The sequence below is a fragment of the Streptomyces sp. NL15-2K genome (genome assembly GCF_030551255.1).
In the GTDB taxonomy this organism is placed as follows: domain Bacteria; phylum Actinomycetota; class Actinomycetes; order Streptomycetales; family Streptomycetaceae; genus Streptomyces.
Genome location: NZ_CP130630.1, coordinates 10,755,158 through 10,774,188 on the forward strand (window position 1 = coordinate 10,755,158; position 19,031 = coordinate 10,774,188).

The 19,031-nt window shown below is 71.9% G+C and carries 17 protein-coding genes; 9 read left to right on the top strand and 8 right to left on the bottom strand.

Translation table 11 applies throughout. The features are described from left to right. The first annotated feature begins 7 nt into the window (after positions 1–7). Positions 8–1,648: an ABC-F family ATP-binding cassette domain-containing protein gene (locus Q4V64_RS47005; protein ID WP_124437596.1), complete on the top strand. Its 1,641-nt coding sequence runs from the start codon at positions 8–10 to the stop codon at positions 1,646–1,648. A gap of 45 nt (positions 1,649–1,693) precedes the next feature. Here Q4V64_RS47005 and Q4V64_RS47010 read toward each other — a convergent pair whose 3' ends face one another. The 4 genes from Q4V64_RS47010 to Q4V64_RS47025 all read right to left on the bottom strand — a co-directional run bounded on the left by Q4V64_RS47010 (position 1,694) and on the right by Q4V64_RS47025 (position 6,141). After that, on the bottom strand, positions 1,694–2,251 hold the full coding sequence (locus tag Q4V64_RS47010) for a putative glycolipid-binding domain-containing protein (protein WP_124437595.1): 558 nt from the start codon (positions 2,249–2,251) through the stop codon (positions 1,694–1,696). 67 nt (positions 2,252–2,318) lie between these two features. Beyond that, positions 2,319–4,688, bottom strand: a complete 2,370-nt coding sequence (locus Q4V64_RS47015; RefSeq protein ID WP_124437594.1) for a Tex family protein — start codon at positions 4,686–4,688, stop codon at positions 2,319–2,321. Positions 4,689–4,790: 102 nt separating this feature from the next. Next, positions 4,791–4,922, bottom strand: coding sequence for an LPFR motif small protein (locus Q4V64_RS47020; protein WP_253266739.1), 132 nt, complete (start codon positions 4,920–4,922; stop codon positions 4,791–4,793). Positions 4,923–5,271: 349 nt separating this feature from the next. Next, positions 5,272–6,141: a hypothetical protein gene (locus Q4V64_RS47025; RefSeq protein ID WP_124437593.1), complete on the bottom strand. Its 870-nt coding sequence runs from the start codon at positions 6,139–6,141 to the stop codon at positions 5,272–5,274. 125 nt (positions 6,142–6,266) lie between these two features. On the opposite strand from Q4V64_RS47025, the gene Q4V64_RS47030 reads away from it, so the two are divergent. Together Q4V64_RS47030 and Q4V64_RS47035 are read left to right on the top strand one after the other, a co-directional pair. Continuing rightward, on the top strand, positions 6,267–7,226 hold the full coding sequence (locus tag Q4V64_RS47030; protein WP_124437592.1) for a GlxA family transcriptional regulator: 960 nt from the start codon (positions 6,267–6,269) through the stop codon (positions 7,224–7,226). Between the two features lie 510 nt (positions 7,227–7,736). Beyond that, positions 7,737–8,372, top strand: coding sequence for a DJ-1/PfpI family protein (locus tag Q4V64_RS47035; protein ID WP_303714619.1), 636 nt, complete (start codon positions 7,737–7,739; stop codon positions 8,370–8,372). Here the strand turns inward: Q4V64_RS47035 and Q4V64_RS47040 are convergent. After that, entirely contained in the window at positions 8,359–9,114 is a 756-nt protein-coding gene (locus Q4V64_RS47040) for an enoyl-CoA hydratase/isomerase family protein (protein WP_172629009.1), read from the bottom strand. The two genes, Q4V64_RS47035 and Q4V64_RS47040, sit on opposite strands and share 14 nt — an antisense overlap. A 244-nt stretch (positions 9,115–9,358) precedes the next feature. Here Q4V64_RS47040 and Q4V64_RS47045 point away from each other — a divergent pair, with 244 nt between their 5' ends. Both Q4V64_RS47045 and Q4V64_RS47050 read left to right on the top strand, forming a co-directional pair. Then, positions 9,359–9,862: an ATP-binding protein gene (locus Q4V64_RS47045; protein ID WP_348540851.1), complete on the top strand. Its 504-nt coding sequence runs from the start codon at positions 9,359–9,361 to the stop codon at positions 9,860–9,862. A 52-nt stretch (positions 9,863–9,914) separates the two neighbouring features. Continuing rightward, positions 9,915–11,150, top strand: coding sequence for an IS701 family transposase (locus Q4V64_RS47050; protein ID WP_303709834.1), 1,236 nt, complete (start codon positions 9,915–9,917; stop codon positions 11,148–11,150). 372 nt (positions 11,151–11,522) lie between these two features. Here the strand turns inward: Q4V64_RS47050 and idi are convergent, their stop codons facing one another. The 3 genes from idi to galE all read right to left on the bottom strand — a co-directional run bounded on the left by idi (position 11,523) and on the right by galE (position 14,396). Beyond that, positions 11,523–12,116, bottom strand: coding sequence for an isopentenyl-diphosphate Delta-isomerase (gene idi / locus Q4V64_RS47055; protein WP_124437585.1), 594 nt, complete (start codon positions 12,114–12,116; stop codon positions 11,523–11,525). A gap of 220 nt (positions 12,117–12,336) precedes the next feature. Further along, complete coding sequence (locus Q4V64_RS47060; protein WP_124437584.1) at positions 12,337–13,287, bottom strand: cation diffusion facilitator family transporter; 951 nt, start codon at positions 13,285–13,287, stop codon at positions 12,337–12,339. Between the two features lie 143 nt (positions 13,288–13,430). Further along, positions 13,431–14,396 carry a UDP-glucose 4-epimerase GalE gene (gene galE, locus Q4V64_RS47065; RefSeq protein ID WP_124437583.1) on the bottom strand — a complete coding sequence of 322 codons (966 nt, stop codon included), beginning with the start codon at positions 14,394–14,396 and terminating at the stop codon, positions 13,431–13,433. A 292-nt stretch (positions 14,397–14,688) separates the two neighbouring features. Between galE and Q4V64_RS47070 the strand changes: the two genes are divergently transcribed. Genes Q4V64_RS47070 through Q4V64_RS47085 form a run of 4 tightly spaced genes read left to right on the top strand, consistent with a single transcriptional unit; the run spans position 14,689 to position 19,031 of the window. After that, positions 14,689–16,476, top strand: a complete 1,788-nt coding sequence (locus tag Q4V64_RS47070; RefSeq protein WP_124437582.1) for a DUF5941 domain-containing protein — start codon at positions 14,689–14,691, stop codon at positions 16,474–16,476. Next, positions 16,473–17,225 (top strand): phosphocholine cytidylyltransferase family protein, encoded by a 753-nt coding sequence (locus Q4V64_RS47075; protein WP_124437581.1) that lies wholly within the window; start codon positions 16,473–16,475, stop codon positions 17,223–17,225. The genes Q4V64_RS47070 and Q4V64_RS47075 overlap by 4 nt, the downstream gene beginning before the upstream one ends. After that, positions 17,213–18,274, top strand: coding sequence for an iron-containing alcohol dehydrogenase family protein (locus Q4V64_RS47080; RefSeq protein WP_124437580.1), 1,062 nt, complete (start codon positions 17,213–17,215; stop codon positions 18,272–18,274). Before Q4V64_RS47075 ends, Q4V64_RS47080 begins: the two co-directional genes overlap by 13 nt. Next, positions 18,252–19,031 (top strand): CDP-alcohol phosphatidyltransferase family protein, encoded by a 780-nt coding sequence (locus Q4V64_RS47085; RefSeq protein ID WP_124437579.1) that lies wholly within the window; start codon positions 18,252–18,254, stop codon positions 19,029–19,031. The genes Q4V64_RS47080 and Q4V64_RS47085 overlap by 23 nt, the downstream gene beginning before the upstream one ends.

Consider the following 19,031-nt stretch of genomic DNA (forward strand, 5'->3'; position numbering starts at 1 on the left):
CGGTCTGATGACTGCCACCCTCGTCGCCAAGAACCTCGCCGCCGGCCACGGCGACCGCTCGCTGTTCACCGGGCTCGACCTCGTCGTCGCGCCCGGGGACGTCATCGGGCTGGTCGGAGCCAACGGCGCGGGCAAGTCCACACTGCTCAGGATGCTCGCCGGGCTGACCACGCCCGAGGAGGGAGAGCTGCGGCTCTCCCCGCCGACGGCGGCCGTCGGCCATCTCCCGCAGGAGCCCGAGCGGCGGCCCGGCGAGACCGTGCGGGACTTCCTCGCCCGCCGCACCGGTGTCGCCGAGGCCCAGCGGGTGATGGACGAGGCGACCCAGGCCCTGGTCGACGGGGCGCCGGGCGCGGACGACGCCTACGCGACGAGCCTGGAGCGATGGCTCGGGCTCGGCGGCGCCGACCTCGACGAGCGGGCCGAGGAGGTCGCCGACTCGCTCGGTCTGGCCGTGGACCTGGACCAGCCGATGACCTCCCTGTCGGGCGGCCAGGCGGCGAGAGCCGGACTCGCCTCACTCCTCCTCTCCCGCTACGACGTCTTCCTGCTGGACGAGCCGACGAACGACCTCGACCTGGACGGCCTGGAGCGCCTCGAACGCTTCGTGAGCGGCCTGCGCGCCGGCACGGTGGTGGTCAGCCACGACCGCGAGTTCCTCACCCGCACCGTCACCAAGGTCCTCGAACTCGACCTCGCCCAGCAGCAGATCACCCTCTACGGCGGCGGCTACGAGGCCTACCTGGAGGAACGGGAGGTCGCCCGCCGGCATGCCCGCGGCGACTACGAGGAGTACGCCGACAAGAGGGCGGCCCTCCAGGAACGGGCGCAGATGCAGCGTTCCTGGATGGACAAGGGCGTGAAGAACGCGCGCCGCAAGGCGAGCAACGACAACGACAAGATCGGCCGCAAGTTCCGCAGCGAGGCCAGCGAGAAGCAGGCCGCGAAGGCCCGCCAGACCCAGCGCATGATCGAACGTCTCGACGTGGTCGAGGAGCCGCGCAAGGAGTGGGAGCTGCGTATGGAGATCGCGTCGGCCCCGCGCTCGGGCGCGGTCGTCGCGACCCTGCGGGACGCGGAGGTCCGGCGCGGCGGCTTCGTGCTCGGCCCGGTGTCGTTGCAGATCGACTGGGCGGACCGGGTCGCGGTGACCGGAGCGAACGGCTCGGGCAAGTCGACCCTCCTCGGCGCCCTGCTGGGCCGCGTCCCCCTGGACGCGGGCGCCGCCGCCCTCGGCTCCGGCGTCCTGGTCGGCGAGGTCGACCAGGCCCGCAAGCTGTTCCACGGCTCGGAATCCCTGCTGGACGCCTTCTGCGCGGCCGTCCCGGACACCGAGCCGGCCGAGGTCCGCACCCTGCTGGCCAAGTTCGGCCTGAAGTCCGACCACGTGCTGCGCCCCGCGTCGTCCCTCTCCCCGGGCGAACGCACCAGGGCGGCCCTGGCGCTGCTGCAGGGCCGGGGCGTCAACCTGCTGGTCCTCGACGAACCGACCAACCACCTGGACCTGCCGGCGATCGAACAACTGGAGTCGGCCCTCGACGCCTACGAGGGCACCCTGCTCCTGGTCACCCACGACCGGCGCATGCTGGACGCGGTCCGGGTGACCCGCCGCCTGGAGGTGGCGGACGGCAAGGTGACCGAACGATAGGACACGTCCGGCGGATCAGCTCGCCGGACAGGCGCCGGACAGGCCCTAAGCGGCCGTCAGCCGAGCGGCCAGGCCCGGATAGTCGACGACGCATCCGTCCGCGTCGACCACCAGGTCACTGCGGAAGTCGGCGGAGGCGAAGCGCACCAGCCCGGGCCCGAGGTGGGCGTAGGTCTGCCGGGACGGCTCCACCGTCAGCTCGGGCACGGCCACCCACGCCATGAGGAACTCCCGTTCCCCGGGCGCCCGATGGAGGCCGTGCCGGAGCACGGGCATGGTGTTGGTGAGGGGGCACAGGCCGAGGTCGCAGTCGAGGGCGCCGTCGACCTGGGGGACCCGCTCGCCGTTCGTCGTCCAGCGGCCCTCGCCGTCGTGACGCAGGTCCAGCATGCGGGTGCCGTGCGCGGTGGCGGCCTCCACCAGCAGCCGGCGCGTCACGAAGCCGTCGGTCGTGTCGAGTGCGTACGAGATCCAGTACGGCTCCGGCGTCGTCCCGACCGCACGGCCGCGCGCCCTCAGGGCGTCGCCGTCGAACTCGATCCACGCGGTCTCGAGCCCCTTGCTCTCCGACACTTCCCAGGTGATCACACGCGAGGTCGACATGACGTCACCTTACGGGCGAAGCGGCCCGGGCTCTCCGTGCCGTACCGGAGGATCCGGGCCGGGTGTCTCAGCCCCTGCCCTTCTTCTGGTCGAGCAGACCCGCCCGGCGCAGGGCGTCCGCCATCGCGCTGTTGGCGGGCGGCGGAGCCTGGCGCGAGGCGCCGCCACCGCCGCGGTTCTGGCGCTGCTGCGGCGGACGGCCGCCCCGCTGCCGGCGCTCGCCGCCCCCCGAGCCCTGCTGCCGCTCCTGTGGCGCGGCCTCGTCGTCCAGCCGCAGGGTCAACGAGATCCGCTTGCGCGGAATGTCGACGTCCAGCACCTTCACCTTGACGATGTCGCCGGGCTTCACCACGTCCCGCGGATCCTTGACGAACGTCTTCGACATCGCGGAGACGTGCACCAGGCCGTCCTGGTGGACACCCACATCCACGAACGCCCCGAAGGCCGCCACGTTCGTGACCACGCCCTCCAGGATCATCCCGGACGACAGGTCGGAGATCTTCTCCACGCCCTCCTTGAAGGTGGCCGTCTTGAACGCGGGCCGCGGGTCGCGCCCGGGCTTCTCCAGCTCCTTGAGGATGTCGCTCACCGTCGGCAGACCGAACGTCTCGTCCACGAAGTCCTGCGGCTTCAGCGAGCGCAGCACACCGGTGTTGCCGACGAGCGAGGCGACCTCCTGCCCGGACGTCTTCACCATCCGCCGCACGACCGGATACGCCTCCGGGTGCACGCTGGACGAGTCGAGCGGGTCGTCGCCCCCGCGGATGCGCAGGAAGCCCGCGCACTGCTCGTACGCCTTCGGGCCGAGCCGCGCCACACCCTTCAGCTGTGTGCGCGACTTGAACGGGCCGTTGGCGTCCCGGTGCGCCACGATGTTCTCGGCGAGCCCGGAGGTGATGCCCGAGACCCGGGACAGCAGCGGAGCCGACGCCGTGTTGACGTCGACCCCCACGCCGTTCACACAGTCCTCCACCACCGCGTCCAGCGAGCGCGACAGCTTCACCTCGGACAGGTCGTGCTGGTACTGGCCGACCCCGATCGACTTCGGGTCGATCTTCACCAGCTCGGCCAGCGGGTCCTGGAGCCGACGGGCGATCGACACCGCGCCGCGCAGCGACACGTCCATGTCGGGCAGCTCCTGCGAGGCGAACGCGGAGGCCGAGTACACCGAGGCGCCCGCCTCGGACACCATCACCTTGGTGAGCTTCAGCTCCGGGTGCTTGGTGATCAGTTCACCGGCGAGCTTGTCGGTCTCCCGGGACGCCGTGCCGTTGCCGATCGCGATCAGCTCGACCGCGTGCTCCTTCGCCAGCCGCGCCAGCTTGGCGATCGCCTCGTCCCACTTGTTGGCCGGGACGTGCGGATAGATCACGTCCGTGGCGACGACCTTGCCGGTCGCGTCGACGACGGCGACCTTCACGCCCGTACGGAACCCGGGATCCAGGCCCAGCGTCGCGCGCGTGCCGGCCGGGGCCGCGAGGAGCAGGTCCCGCAGATTCGCCGCGAAGACGTTGACCGCCTCGTCCTCGGCCGCCGTACGCAGCCTGAGCCTGAGGTCGATGCCGAGGTGCACCAGGAGGCGGGTGCGCCAGGCCCAGCGGACCGTGTCCTGCAGCCACTTGTCGGCCGGACGGCCCCGGTCGGTGATCCCGAAGCGGTGCGCCACCATCCCCTCGTACGACGAGGGACCGTCCGTCGGCTCCTCCGGCTCCAGGACGAGGTCGAGGACCTCCTCCTTCTCACCCCGCAGCATGGCGAGGATGCGGTGCGAGGGCAGCTCGGTGAACGGCTCGGCGAAGTCGAAGTAGTCGGCGAACTTCGCGCCCGCCTCCTCCTTGCCCTCCCGGACCTTCGCCGCCAGCCGCCCGCGCACCCACATGCGCTCGCGCAGCTCGCCGATCAGGTCGGCGTCCTCCGAGAACCGCTCGGTGAGGATCGCCCGGGCGCCGTCGAGCGCGGCCTGCGGATCGGCCACGCCCTTGTCGGCGTCCACGAACGCGGCGGCCGCGGCGAGCGGTTCGACGGTCGGATCGCCGAGCAGCCCGTCGGCCAGCGGCTCCAGGCCCGCCTCGCGCGCGATCTGCGCCTTGGTGCGCCGCTTGGGCTTGTACGGCAGGTAGATGTCCTCCAGGCGCGCCTTGGTCTCCGCCGCCCGGATCCGCGCCTCCAGGTCCTCAGTGAGCTTGCCCTGCTCACGCACCGAGTCGAGGATCGCCGTCCGCCGCTCCTCCAGCTCCCGCAGATACCGCAGCCGCTCCTCGATCGTGCGCAACTGCGCGTCGTCGAGCATCTCGGTCGCTTCCTTGCGGTAGCGGGCGATGAAGGGAACCGTAGAACCGCCGTCGAGCAGCTCCACGGCAGCCTTGACCTGCCGCTCCCGTACGCCGAGTTCCTCGGCGATCCTGCCTTCGATGGACCCTACGAGGGGTGTCGTCACGATCCCGTACCGCCTTCTCCACTGAGGTTGCGCGGCAATTGTGGCAGGTGGCACCGACAACCGGGGATCAGGGCGGAAACCGGCGGGGCGGGGGCGGCCGAATCAGACCCTGCGGCCGCGGGTCGAGCTCGAGGCGCCGCCGAGGAGCCGGGCCAGTGCCCGGAAGGGCAGCGTCACCACGGTGGCGATGGCGCCACCGATCTGGCGCAGCACGTCTGCGATTGCACGAAACACGAGTTTCCCCTTTCCTCTCCCGGCCGCTACGGCCGGGAGAAGCCGGGTACCTCGGCAACGGCCCGGCATGCGCCGCCGCATCCGAGCGGTCATCCGGCGGCGGACCAAGAGGCCGCCAGGACCGCCGTTCGGCGTCGGCCGGCAGATCTGTCGGGCGGGGTTGCGCGGGGTCGGTCCGGGGGCTGGCGAGGGCGTGTCGTGCGGGGTCGGTCGGGGCTGGCGAGGGCGTGTCGTGCGGCGTCGGTCGGGGGGCCGGCGAGGTATGCCGTCCAGTGTTGGCCCGGGTGGTCTGTCGGCGCTCGACGCTCAGCACCACCCCAACGGGCCGTCGCGCCGTCGCGCCGCCGGTTCAGCGCTTGCCGAGCAGGTCCGCCGGAAAGGCGCCCGCGGCGAGCGCGGCGCGTGCGAAGGCAGTGCCGAGTTCCGTCAGACGTGCGACGCCGTCGGCGCCCAGATGGTCGTACGGGGCCCGGTCCAGCCGGTCGGTCTCGCGCTCGACGCCCTCGCGCAGCGCGACGCCCTGCTCCGTCAGCTCACCGTCCTCGTCCAGCAGCCCGCGCTCCCGCAGCCGCCCGCTCGCCGCGTCCCAGTCCTCCCGGGTCCAGCCGCGGGTGTCGCGCACCCACTTCGGCGTCATGCCCTTGCCGGTCGCCGTGTGGGTCACCACGGCCTCCAGACCGTCGAGCCCCGCGGACATCAGGGCGACGAGGTGGCCGTCGCCCCGGTGCTCGCGCAGCAGTGTGGCGGCGTGCCAGTACGCCAGGTGCGGCTCCTCGGGCACCGGAAGGTCGGCGTGCGCGGAGTACAGCGGCCGGGCGCCGCGCGAGCAGGCCTCCGCGGCCCGCAGGGCGAGTCGCGCCGCCTCCGCCATCTCGGCGGACCTCAAGGCCTCCTCGCCCAGCAGGCGGCGCAGGGTCGCGTCGACGGCACGCGCGCGTGCCGCCAGGACCTGCTCGGGCGTGGCCGTCGCCCACACCGCGGGCACGTGCCGGGCCACGAGCTCGTGCTTGTAGTTGTAGAACGCCGCCGTCACCGCGCCGGCGCCGACCGGCCCCAGGGCGGCCGCCCGTACCGCGAAGTTGACGGCCCGGGGGTGCGTGACGCCGAGCGCGCCCAGTTCCCGGCCGAGGTCGGGGGAGAAGTAGTGCGCCGCGTGCAGGGAGTTGAGCGCGTTGTGGCAGCGGCGGCCCGCACGCGGGTCCAAGGCAACGGTAGTCATGGAGGCACGTTACCGACCGGTCAGTACTCGATCCAGGCATCGGTGTCTCGCAGCCGGTCTATGTGGCAGGAAAGGTGGGGAACTCGTCATTGCGGCCATCCGTCCCTCGCCCAAGAATCGAGGGCATGGTGCAGCGAACCGTTCTCGTCGTCCTCTTCGACGCCGTCCAGAGTCTCGATGTCACCGGCCCCGTGGAGGTGTTCGCCGGGGCCGAGCAGTACACGCCGGGGACGTACCTCATCCGTACGGCCTCGCTGGACGGCACCCCGGTGCGCAGCTCCGGCGGCCTGACCCTCGTCCCGGACGAGGCCCTCGCCGACGCGCCCGACCCGCACACCCTCCTCGTCCCCGGCGGCCAGGGCACCCGGCGCCCGGATCCGCGCCTGACCGACTGGCTGCGCGAGCACGGCCCGCGTGCGGAGCGCCTGGTCTCCGTCTGCACCGGCGCGGCCCTGCTCGCCGAGGCGGGCCTGCTGGACGGCCGTCGCGCCACGACCCACTGGGCGTACTGCGACCAGCTTGCCCGGAACCACCCGGCGATCGAGGTCGACGCCGAGCCCATCTACGTACGCGACGGACACGTCTCGACCTCCGCCGGCGTCACCTCGGGCATCGACCTCGCGCTGGCCCTGGTCGAGGACGACCTGGGCCGGGACGCGGCGCTCACCGTCGCCCGCCACCTGGTCGTCTTCCTGCGCCGGCCCGGCAACCAGGCCCAGTTCAGCGCCCAGCTCGCCGCCCAGACCGCACAGCGCGAGCCGCTCCGCGAGGTCCAGCGGTGGATCACCGAACACCCCGCCGACGACCTGACCGTCGAGTCCCTCGCCGAACGCGCCCGCCTGTCACCCCGCCACTTCGCGCGCGCCTTCCTGGCCGAGACCGGCATGACCCCCGGCCGCTACGTCGACCGCGTCCGCCTCGAACACGCCCGCCGCCTCCTGGAGGACACCGGCGACGGCGTCGAGGGGATCTCCCGCGCCAGCGGCTACGGCACCCCCGAAGCGATGCGCCGCGCCTTCATCAAGGCGCTCGGGTCGGCCCCGGCCGAATACCGCCACCGGTTCCGCCCGGCACCCGCCGGTTGACCTCGCCATGGGTCCGCTGACGCGCGCGAGATCGGCCGCCGGCCTGCTGGCGCCTGCCACGCGCCCGTCTCCGGCCGGTTCGGTTCCTGTCTGCTGACCTCCGCCACGCGCCCGCTGACGCCCGGCACCAGCCTGCTGACGCCCGCCACGCACCCGCCCCCCGCCCGCTGACGCCCGGCACCCGCCTGCTGACGCCCGCCACGCACCCGCCCCCCCGCCCGCCGGCGCCCGGCACCAGCCTGCTGACGCCCGCCACGCACCCGCCCCCCGCCCGCTGACGCCCGGCACCCGCCCACTGCCCTCCGCCCCGCGCCCCCCCCACGCGCCCCTCACGCGCCCGCCGGCGCCCGGCGCCCGCCTGCTGACGCCCGCACGCACCCGCCACCCGCCCGCCGACGCCCGCCACGCGCCCGCTGACGCCCGGCGCCCGCTCGCTGACCTCCGCCCCGCGTCCGCCGACGCCCGCCACCCGCCCCCTGACCTCCGCCCCGCCCACCGAAAGGCCCCCCCATGCAGATCGCCATCGTCCTCTCCGACCACTTCACCGCCCTGGACGCCGTCGGCCCGTACGAGACCCTCGGCCGCCTGCCGGACGCCGAGACCGTCTTCGTCGCCGAGCGGACCGGCCCCGTCCGCAACGAGGCCGGGAACCTGGCCCTCACCGCCGACAAGACGCTCGCCGAGGTGCCCCGCCCGGACATCGTGGTCGTCCCGGGCGGCCCCGGCCAGACCCCGCAGATGGAGAACGACACCCTCCTGGACTGGCTGCGCACCGCCGACGCCACCAGCACCTGGACGACCTCGGTGTGCACCGGCTCCCTGCTGCTGGCCGCCGCCGGACTTCTCGAGGGCCGCCGGGCGACCTCGCACTGGCTGGCCCTGGACTTCCTGAAGCGGTTCGGCGTCGAGCCCACGGGGGAGCGGGTGGTGACCGACGGCAAGTACGTCACCGCGGCCGGCGTCTCCTCCGGCATCGACATGGGCCTGACGCTGCTCGGCAGGATCGCGGGCGACGAACATGCCCAGGCCGTACAGCTGGTGACCGAGTACGACCCGCAGCCGCCCTACGACGCCGGTTCGCCCGAGAAGGCGCCCGCGCACCTCGTCGACCGGCTGCGGGCCCGCAGCCGCTTCATCCTGACGTAGGCACGCTCCAGGTGAAGCGCGGCTGCCTGCGCTCCAGGAACGCGGCGACGCCCTCCGCGGTGTCGCCGCTGCCGCGTGCCTGCGCGGACCAGTACGCGTCCCGGTCGGTGTGCCCGTTCGCGAACTCCTTCGCGGCGGCCTGCGTCAGCTGCGAACGGGACACCAGGACCCGCGTGAACTCCGCGACCCGCTTGCCGAGTTCGCCGGCGGGCAGCACCTCGTCCACCAGGCCGGTGCGCAGCGCTCGCCCGGCGTCGATCAACTCTCCCGAGAACAGCAGGTACTTGGCACTCGCCGGACCCACCAGCGCCACCAACCGCCGGGTGGCGGACGCCGGATACACCACGCCCAGCTTGGCCGGCGTCACCCCGAACAGCGCGCCCTCCTCGGCGAACCGCAGATCGCAGGCCGCCGCGAGCTGCGCCCCGCCGCCCACACAGTGACCGCGGATCGCCGCCAGCGTCGGCTTCGGGAAGGCCGCGAGGGCATCCTCGGCGCGCACGGCGAGCCTCTGCGCCTCCTCCGGCGACCCCCGGAGCGTGGAGATGTCGGCCCCCGCGCAGAATGTGCCGCCCTCGCCCGTCAGCACCAGCGCCCGTACGCCCGGGTCGGCCGCCAGCGTGTCGAGCAGCGGCGGCAACGCCCGCCACATCGCGGCCGTCATGGCGTTGCGCTTGGCCGGATGGTGGACGACGACGGTCGCGACCGAGTCGGTGACGCTGTGCGGCAGCTGCGGCTCCATGCGGCGGATGGTATCCACCCCCACCGACCTGGATGCCAACCCGGCCGGCAAACCCGTACAACCCGACTAGTTCGGGAAGTCGGTGCGAGCGGGACAGGAGCGGTCCCACAACTGACTCTGTCATACGCCAACGGTCAGAAGTGCTCGATACCGGCTGACTTGTGTTCAGGACTCCGGGGTGGAGCCGCCGGTTGCCAACACTCGACGTGTGGTGACAATCGAGCGCAAGGGTGGCGACCGGACGATGGAGAACCAGGGGCGCGGGCCGGACCCACGCCCAGCGGGCGGCGAGCCCCTCGACGCGGGGCCGCCGGATCCGCTGCCGTACGAGGGCGTGTGGCGGTTCACCGCCCCCGCCGTCGACGCCTCCGTCCCGCAGGCGCGACACGCCGTACGGGACCTGCTGTACCGCCAGGGCGTGCCGGTCTCGGACGACCTGGTCCAGGGCCTGCTGCTGATCGTCTCGGAGCTGGTCACGAACGCGGTGAGGCACGCGGCGCTGCTTTCGCCGATGCTCGCCGTGGAGGTCGCCGTCGGCGCCGAGTGGGTGCGGGTGTCCGTGGAGGACGACCATCCCTACCGCCCGACCGCCCTGGAGGCCGACCACGGCCGGACCGGAGGCCGCGGACTGCTCCTGGTCACCGAGATCACCCGGGAGGCGGGCGGTGTGTGCGACGTCGCACACACCGCGAGCGGCGGCAAGGTGATCTGGGCCGCCCTGCCGCTCAAACCCGCGCAGGTCCCCTAGTAGTGCTTCGTTACGTTGAGTGATCTCGGCTGATCGTGGGTAGCTTTCCGGAGTGAGGTTGGGGGAAGTGGACCGGCTCCGGGGCGAGTTGGCGGAGTTCGTTGCTGATGTGTTCGGGTCGTTGCCGCGGCGGGATCAGCGGCGGTGGGGCGAGTGTTATGTCCGGGGCCTGATGCTGGACGGCCGGCGCAAGTCGATCCAGCCGATGGCCGAGCGTCTGCCGGACGGGAACATGCAGGCCCTGCAGCAGTTCGTGAACCAGTCGCCGTGGGATCCGCTGCCGGTCAGACAGCGGATCGCCGAGCGGCTGTCCGAGGTGATCACACCTGAGGTGTGGGTGATCGACGACGTGTCGTTCCCCAAGTGCGGCAAGGCGTCGGTCGGGGTGGCCCGCCAGTACTGCGGAGCGGTCGGCAAACGGGCGAACTGCCAGGTCGCGGTCAGTGTCCATGCCGCCACCGACACCGCCTCGTGTCCGTTGGAGTGGCAGTTATATCTGCCGCGTGAGTGGACGGACGAGCCGGACCGATGCCGCAGGGCAGGCATCCCCGATCACGTGGTGCACCGGGAGAAGTGGCGTCTCGCGCTCGGCCTGCTGGACACACTCGCCGAGTGGCAGTTGAAGGCACCGGTCGTGGTCGCCGACGCCGGCTACGGCGTCAGCACCCCCTTCCGGCTCGGTCTCCAGGAGCGAGGGCTGTCCTATGTCCTGGCCCTGAACGGGAAGGAAGTCGCCCACCCGGAGGATGCCGAGCCGCACCAGCCCGCTTATGGCGGGCTCGGGCCGCCCCCCCTTCCCCGCTACCGCACCCCACCGCGAGCCGTCTGCGTCCTCGCAGCGCAGGCGGGTGCGGAGCGGTTCACCGAGGTGACCTGGAGGCAGGGCAGCAAGGGCGCGATGACCTCACGGTTCGCGGTGCTGACAGTGCGGCCCGCGGGCAAGCAGTCCCTGGCCGCAGCTCAGGAGGCGGGCGGCGGCCGCAACCGGTGGGACGGCGTCCTGCCCGTCCAGACACTCCTCGTCGAATGGCCGGAGGGCCAGGACGCCCCGACGGACTACTGGATATCGAACCTGCCCGCCACCACACCCGTCGCTGACCTGGTGCGGTGGGCCAAGATGCGCTGGCGGATCGAACATGACTACCGCGAGCTCAAGCATGGCCTGGGACTGGACCACTTCGAGGGCCGCACCTGGCGCGGCTGGCACCACCACGTCACCCTCGTCACCGCCGCCCAGGCATTCCTCACCCTCAGGCGGCTCGACCCAAAAGTCCACATACCGGCCTGACCCTCTACCAGGTCCTCGACGTTCTTCAGGACCTGCTGAGGTGCTGGACCGGTACCTGCACCACCTGCGGACGCCCCCTGCCCAGCCCCCGGAGCAGCCGCAGACAGCCCACAACCTAACGAAGCACTACTAGGGCCCTTCTGATGGATCTCCGCGGCGTCGCGGCGCCCGGCACGCTCCCCCACTGCCTTAAAGGCGTGGGAGGTACCCCCACTCGCCGCACCGGACAAAAGCCCTAGTAGCTCCTCCCCCACGCTCGGCTTCGCTCGCGCGGGGGGACCCCCATCGAGGGCTTCCGCCCGGCACGCCGAGAGCACGCACCGAACGCCGCTCCTTCTCCCACGGAGATCCATCAGAAGGGCCCAACGCTCGTCACCAGCCCGCGGACTCGCCCGTCAGCTCCCTGACCGCGGGACGGGCCGCGTCCAGGACGGTCATGAACCAGGAGGAGAAGGTGTCCTTCGCGTGCCGTTCCGCCAGTTCGGCGGCGGTCACGAAGGCCGTCGCGCCGACCTCCTCCGGGTCCGGCCGGAGCGGCGCCTGCACGAGCCCCACGAAAAGGTGGTTGTACTCCTGCTCGACCAGGCCCGACTCCGGGTCCGGGTGGTTGTAGCGGACCGTGCCCGCCTCGGCGAGCAGCGACGGGGAGACGCCGAGCTCCTCGTACGTCCGCCGGGCGGCTGCCGCGAAGGGCGCCTCACCGGGGTAGGGGTGGCCGCAGCAGGTGTTGGACCACACACCGGGGGAGTGGTACTTGCCCGGCGCCCGCTGCTGGAGCAGCAGCCGGCCGTGTTCGTCGAAGAGGAACACGGAGAAGGCGCGATGCAGCTGCCCCGGCGGCTGATGTGCGGCGAGCTTCTCCGCGGTGCCGATCGTCACACCGTTCTCGTCGACCAGTTCCAGCAAGATCGCGTCTGCGGTGCCGTTCGACGGACTGTGCGTCGCGGTGGCAGGTGTGATCGGCATACCCATCCTTCACATCGGTCTTCGCGCCCCAAGTGTGCCGCACAAATACGGCACTCCCGGCAGTTGATCGTGCCCGGCGCGGCGGGCGCGGAACCGTCCCGGGCGGGGCTGTGAGCATGAGGACGCAACAGGTGCGCCGGAGCGCTGCATTCCGTCACATCCGCATGTCCCGGCGGCCGCGGCGGCCGTACGGGTGTCGGTCAGCGGCGGGCCTTGTACGTCAGTGGCACAGCCGGGCCTCATGCTCCGCGTGTCCGCTCGGCTCCAGCTGGAAAGTGCAGTGCTCCACGTCGAAGTGGTCGCCGAGACAGCCCTGGAGCTCGTGCAGCATCTTCTCGTGGCCGATCGCGCTGAGGACGCCGGAGTGGACGACCACGTGCGCGGACAGCACCGGCATGCCGGAGGTGATCGTCCAGGCGTGCAGGTCGTGGACGTCCTCGACGCCGTCCAGGGCGAGTATGTGGGCGCGCACCTCCGCGATGTCGACGTCCTTGGGGGCCGCTTCCAGCAGTACGTCGAGCGTCTCGCGCAGCAGCTTCCACGTGCGGGGCACGATCATCAGGGCGATGACGAGCGAGGCGATCGGGTCGGCGGCCTGCCAGCCGGTGGTCAGGATCACCGCCGCCGAGATCAGCACCGCGACCGAGCCCAGCGCGTCCGCGGCCACCTCCAGGAACGCGCCGCGCACGTTCAGGCTGTCCTTCTGGCCGCGCATCAGCAGCGTCAGCGAGATCATGTTCGCCACCAGACCGATGAGACCGAACACGACGGTCAGGCCGCCCTCGGTGTCGGCGGGCGTGACGAACCGCTGGATCGCCTCGTACAGGACGTAGCTGCCGACCCCGAGTAGCAGCAGGCAGTTGGCGAGGGCGGCGAGGATCTCGGCACGGGCGTAGCCGAAGGTGCGCCGGTCGCTCGGCGGACGGCTCGCGAAGTGGATCGCGAGCAGGGCCATGCCCAGGCCCAGCGCATCCGTCGCCATGTGCGCCGCGTCGGCGACCAGTGCGAGCGAGTCGGCGACCACACCGCCGACGAGTTCGACCACCATGACGGTGAGCGTGATCGACAGCGCGACCCGCAGCCTGCCGCGGTACGCCGCCGTCGCCGTACCGCCGGCCGGTGCGCCGTGCGTATGCCCGTGCGCGTGTCCGTGATCGTGCCCAGCCCCCATGAAAGCGTCCTCCTGTGTTCCCTCGGGAGCTCAGTGAACTACGGGTCGGGGGTATGGGGCAACGCGGGACTGAACACCGTTGTCATGTGCCCTGACCTGCAGAAACGATCCGCAGGTCAGAGCGTCCAGTGCTCATCCACTGATCATCCGTCGTGGTGCAGCAACCAGCCCTGCCACGCCGACTCGACCATGTCGCGCACCCCGCGCCGGGCCGTCCAGCCGAGCTCCTCGGCTGCTCGGGCGGCCGAGGCGACCGCACGCGGCGCGTCGCCGGGGCGCCGGGGCTCGACGAGGGGCGGGCGTCGGTCGCCGGTGACCTCGCCGATCACCGTGATCAGTTCGCGCACCGAGACGCCCTCGCCGCGGCCGATGTTGACCGTCAGGTCGCCTGCGAGGTCACCGAGCCGCCGGGCGGCGGCCAGGTGCGCCTCGGCCAGGTCGGCGACATGGATGTAGTCGCGGACGCAGGTGCCGTCCGGCGTCGGATGGTCGTCGCCGAAGATCCGCGGGGGCTCGTCGCGGGTCAGCCGGTCGAAGACCATGGGGACGATGTTGAAGACCCCCGTGTCCGCCAGTTCCGGCGCGGCGGCTCCGGCGACGTTGAAGTAGCGCAGGCACACCGTCGAGATGCCGTGCGCCCGGCCCGCCGCCCGCACCAGCCACTCCCCGGCGAGTTTGGTCTCGCCGTACGGGTTCACGGGAGCGCACGGGGTGTCCTCCGTGATCGGATCCGCACCGGGGTCGCCGTAGACGGCCGCCGACGAGGAGAAGACGAAGCGCTCGACCCCGGCCTCGGCGACCGCCTCCAGCAGTGTGGCGAGACCGCCCAGGTTCTCCCGGTAGTACCGCGCCGGCTGGGCCACGGACTCGGCGACCTGCTTGCGCGCGGCCAGGTGCAGCACCCCCGTCACCGCGTGTTCGGCCAGCAGTCGTTTCAGCAGGTCGGCGTCCGTCGTCGATCCCTCGACGAGCGGGACCTCGGCCGGGAGCCGCTCGGGGATTCCGGCCGAGAGGTCGTCCAGCGCGAGGACGCGCTCCCCTGCGTCGGTCATGGCCCGCGCCACATGGGCCCCGATGTATCCGGCACCGCCGGTGATCAGCCATGTCATGGTCGCCCACCCTATGCCGAGCCCGCCGCGTTCAGCGGAATGTCCCGGATGCCCGGTGTGTGGGCGCGCGGTTTGTGGGCGGGGCCCCGGATCCCTGATGATGATCGCGGCAAAGGCCGGGGGAGACGGTGTTGATCGGCCCGTGAACGGGCGGTGAACGCGGCCCTCCGGGGATCCGATAGCCTCTGCCGACATGCCGCCCGCCTGGTGTAGCCGAGCCACACCTGAGGAGGGCGCCCCCACCATGTACATGACCGACGCCCGGGCGTCGGCACCCAGGGAGTGAGTTCGGTTGTCGACCGCCATCCTCACCGGTCAGCCGGTCCCCGGATCGTCGATCGAGGGCGATCTGCGGTCCCTCGGCTTCGACGTTCGGATCGCCACCGACGCCTCCGACGCCGAGACGATCCTCGCCCAGGCGCCCGGTGACCAGCGGGTCGCCGTGGTCGACGCCCGCTTCGTGGGCCACGTCCACGCGCTGCGCCTCGGCCTCACCGACCCCCGCTTCCCGCTCGCCGCGGTGCCGGGCGCCGTGACCGCCCAACCGGCCGGCCGCCAGGCCCTCACCCGAGCGGTGGCACGCGAGAACTCGGCCGGCGGCGGCACGGTCGTCGCCGTGGACAGCCTCGCCGACCGCATCGTCACCGCCCTCGACGACGACGGTGCCGACGTGCACCGCCCCGAGCTCGGCAGCCTGGTCGCCGAGGTCCCCGCCGACCCGCAGGCCCGCAACGAGGCACGGCAGTCCGTCGCCGCCGTCGACGACGAGGCCGTACGCCTGAAGTCGGCCGTGAAGTCCCGCGACGGCTTCTTCACCACCTTCTGCATCAGCCCGTACTCGCGCTACCTCGCCCGCTGGTGCGCCCGCCGGGGCCTGACCCCGAACCAGGTCACCACCGCCTCGCTCCTCACCGCCCTGATCGCGGCGGGCTGCGCGGCCACCGGCACCCGCGGCGGCTTCATAGCGGCCGGCGTCCTGCTGCTCGCGTCCTTCGTCCTGGACTGCACCGACGGACAACTCGCCCGTTACTCCCTGCAGTACTCCACGCTCGGCGCCTGGCTGGACGCCACCTTCGACCGGGCCAAGGAGTACGCCTACTACGCCGGCCTCGCCCTGGGAGCCGCACGCGGCGGCGACGACGTCTGGGCGCTCGCCCTGGGCGCGATGGTCCTGCAGACCTGCCGGCACGTCGTGGACTTCTCCTTCAACGAGGCCAACCACGACGCCACCGCCAACACCAGTCCCACGGCGGCCCTTTCGGACAAGCTCGACAGCGTCGGCTGGACGGTGTGGGTGCGCCGCATGATCGTGCTGCCGATCGGCGAGCGCTGGGCGATGATCGCCGTCCTGACGGCGGCGACCACTCCTCGTATCACCTTCTACGCGCTGCTCATCGGATGCGCGTTCGCGGCGACGTACACCACGGCGGGGCGCGTGCTGAGGTCGCTGACCCGTAAGGCACAGCGGACCGACCGGGCGGCGCAGGCGCTGGCGGACCTGGCGGACAGCGGGCCGCTCGCCTCACTCGTGGGGCGTGTCACACGCGCCCGCATCGGCGCCCCGCTGCTGGTGGCGCTGGCCGGGACGGCCGTCCTTGCCGTGTCCCTCTTCTCCGGGGTCACTTGGGCACCCGTCGTCGGCGCGGTCGTTTACACGATCACCGCCGGTCAGGCGCTGTACCGTCCTCTGAAGGGCACCCTCGACTGGCTCGTCCCCCCGCTCCTCCGGGCCGCCGAGTACGGCACCGTCCTGGTACTCGCAGCCCAAGCGGACGTGAACGGAGCCCTTCCTGCGGCTTTCGGGCTGGTGGGGGCGGTCGCCTACCATCACTACGACACGGTGTACCGCATCCGCGGCAACGCCGGAGCGCCCCCGGCCTGGCTGGTGCGCGCCGTCGGGGGGCACGAAGGGCGGACGCTGCTCGTCACCGTCCTGGCCGCGGCGCTGTCCGCCTCGCAGTTCAAGGTCGCGCTCACGGTCCTCGCCGTGGCTGTGGCTGTGGTGGTGCTCCTCGAGAGCATCCGCTTCTGGGTGTCCTCCGGGGCCCCCGCCGTACACGACGAAGGAGAACCCGCATGATCGGCCTCGTGCTGGCGGCCGGCGCCGGACGGCGTCTGCGCCCCTACACCGACAGCCTGCCCAAGGCGCTGGTGCCGGTGGGGCCCGCGGGCATAGAGGGCGAACCCACGGTTCTGGACCTGACCCTCGGCAACTTCGCCGAGATCGGCCTGACCGAGGTCGCGATCATCGTCGGCTACCGCAAGGAGGCCGTGTACGAGCGCAAGGCGGCCCTGGAGGCGAAATACGGCCTCAAGCTCACCCTCATCGACAACGACAAGGCCGAGGAGTGGAACAACGCCTACTCCCTGTGGTGCGGCCGCGACGCCCTCAAGGGCGGCGTGATCCTCGCCAACGGCGACACCGTGCACCCGGTCTCCGTCGAGAAGACGCTGCTCGCCGCCCGCGGCGACGGCAAGAAGATCATCCTCGCTCTGGACACCGTGAAGTCGCTGGCCGACGAGGAGATGAAGGTCGTCGTCGACCCCGGCAAGGGCATGACGAAGATCACCAAACTCATGGACCCGGCCGAGGCGACCGGCGAGTACATCGGTGTCACGCTCATCGAGGGCGACGCCGCCCCGGAGCTGGCCGACGCGCTGAGGACCGTGTGGGAGACCGACCCGCAGCAGTTCTACGAGCACGGCTACCAGGAACTGGTCAACCGCGGCTTCCGTATCGACGTCGCGCCGATCGGCGACGTCAAGTGGGTGGAGATCGACAACCATGACGATCTCGCCCGTGGACGGGAGATCGCGTGCCAGTACTGACGAGGCTGATTCCTTCGCCGGTCGTCGTGGACATCCGCCCGGGTGCCCTCGACGACCTGGGCTGTGTGCTCGCCGACGAGCGCATCTCGCACTCCGGCAAGCTCGCCGTCGCCGTCAGCGGCGGCTCCGGCGCCAGACTCCGCGAGCGCATCGCCCCTTCGCTGCCCGGCGCGACCTGGTACGAGGTCGGCGGCGGCACCCTCGACGACGCGGTCCGGCTGGCGAGCGACATAAAGGCCGGCCACTACGACGCGGTCGTCGGCCTGGGCGGCGGCAAGATCATCGACTGTGCCAAGTTCGCGGCGGCACGCGTCGGCCTCCCGCTGGTCGCCGTACCCACGAACCTCGCGCACGACGGCCTGTGCTCACCGGTCGCGACCCTCGACAACGACGCCGGCCGCGGCTCGTACGGCGTACCGAACCCGATCGCGGTCGTCATCGACCTGGACGTCATCCGCGACGCCCCGGTGCGGTTCGTACGGGCCGGCATCGGCGACGCCGTCTCCAACATCTCCGCGATCGCGGACTGGGAGCTCGCCAACCGGGTGAAGGGCGAGAAGATCGACGGCCTCGCCGCCGCGATCGCCCGGCAGGCGGGCGAGGCGGTGCTCAGACACCCGGGCGGCATCGGGGACACCGGCTTCCTCCAGGTGCTGGCCGAGGCACTCGTCCTCAGTGGTATCGCCATGTCGGTGTCGGGCGACTCACGGCCGTCCTCCGGGGCGTGCCACGAGATCAACCACGCCTTCGATCTGCTGTTCCCCAAGCGGGCCGCGGCCCACGGCGAGCAGTGCGGTCTCGGCGCGGCCTTCGCGATGTACCTGCGCGGGGCCCATGAGGAGTCGGCGTACATGGCCGAGGTGCTGCGTCGGCACGGGCTGCCGGTACTGCCGGAGGAGATCGGCTTCACGACGGACGAGTTCGTCAGGGTCGTGGAGTTCGCTCCGGAGACCCGGCCCGGCCGCTACACGATCCTCGAACACCTCGACCTGACCACCGACCAGATCAAGGACACCTACGCCGACTATGTCAAGGCCATCGGTAGCTGAACTCCGACCGGTCGTCCACCCCGCAGGGGTGAAGGACCGGCGCAGCGGTGAGCACTGGGCGGGACGCCTGTACATGCGGGAGATCTCGCTGCGGGTGGACCGGTACCTGGTGAACACGCGGGTCACGCCCAACCAGCTGACCTACCTGATGACCGTCTTCGGCGTGCTCGCGGCCCCGGCCCTGCTGGTGCCGGGGATCGCGGGCGCCGTGCTCGGCGTGCTGATGGTCCAGCTCTATCTGCTGCTCGACTGCGTCGACGGCGAGATCGCGCGCTGGAAGCAGCAGTTCTCGCTCGGCGGGGTCTATCTGGACCGGGTCGGCGCCTATCTGACCGATGCCGCGGTCCTCGTCGGCTTCGGCCTGCGCGCCGCCGATCTGTGGGGCACCGGGCGGATCGACTGGCTCTGGGCCTTCCTCGGCACCCTGGCCGCCCTCGGCGCGATCCTGATCAAGGCCGAGACCGACCTCGTCGGCGTCGCCCGCCACCAGGGCGGACTGCCGCCGGTCCAGGAGACGGCGTCCGAGCCCCGCTCGTCCGGCATGGCGCTGGCCCGCAAGGCCGCCGCGGCACTGAAGTTCCACCGCCTGGTGCTCGGGATCGAGGCGTCCCTGCTGATCCTGGTCCTGGCGGTCCTGGACCAGATGCGGGACGACCTGTTCTTCTCCCGGCTCGGCGTCGCGGTGCTGGCCGGCATCGCGCTCCTGCAGACCCTGCTGCACCTGGTGTCCATCCTCGCGTCGAGCAGGCTGAGGTGA

Bases quoted from the DNA above. Each gene is read 5' to 3' on its own strand.
- Q4V64_RS47005 (WP_124437596.1), top strand. From the start codon at position 8: ATGACTGCCACCCTCGTCGCCAAGAACCTCGCCGCCGGCCACGGCGAC.
- Q4V64_RS47010 (WP_124437595.1), bottom strand. From the start codon at position 2,251: ATGTCGACCTCGCGTGTGATCACCTGGGAAGTGTCGGAGAGCAAGGGG.
- Q4V64_RS47025 (WP_124437593.1), bottom strand. From the start codon at position 6,141: ATGACTACCGTTGCCTTGGACCCGCGTGCGGGCCGCCGCTGCCACAAC.
- Q4V64_RS47030 (WP_124437592.1), top strand. From the start codon at position 6,267: ATGGTGCAGCGAACCGTTCTCGTCGTCCTCTTCGACGCCGTCCAGAGT.
- Q4V64_RS47035 (WP_303714619.1), top strand. From the start codon at position 7,737: ATGCAGATCGCCATCGTCCTCTCCGACCACTTCACCGCCCTGGACGCC.
- Q4V64_RS47040 (WP_172629009.1), bottom strand. From the start codon at position 9,114: ATGGAGCCGCAGCTGCCGCACAGCGTCACCGACTCGGTCGCGACCGTC.
- Q4V64_RS47045 (WP_348540851.1), top strand. From the start codon at position 9,359: ATGGAGAACCAGGGGCGCGGGCCGGACCCACGCCCAGCGGGCGGCGAG.
- idi (WP_124437585.1), bottom strand. From the start codon at position 12,116: ATGCCGATCACACCTGCCACCGCGACGCACAGTCCGTCGAACGGCACC.
- Q4V64_RS47060 (WP_124437584.1), bottom strand. From the start codon at position 13,287: ATGGGGGCTGGGCACGATCACGGACACGCGCACGGGCATACGCACGGC.
- galE (WP_124437583.1), bottom strand. From the start codon at position 14,396: ATGACATGGCTGATCACCGGCGGTGCCGGATACATCGGGGCCCATGTG.
- Q4V64_RS47075 (WP_124437581.1), top strand. From the start codon at position 16,473: ATGATCGGCCTCGTGCTGGCGGCCGGCGCCGGACGGCGTCTGCGCCCC.
- Q4V64_RS47085 (WP_124437579.1), top strand. From the start codon at position 18,252: ATGTCAAGGCCATCGGTAGCTGAACTCCGACCGGTCGTCCACCCCGCA.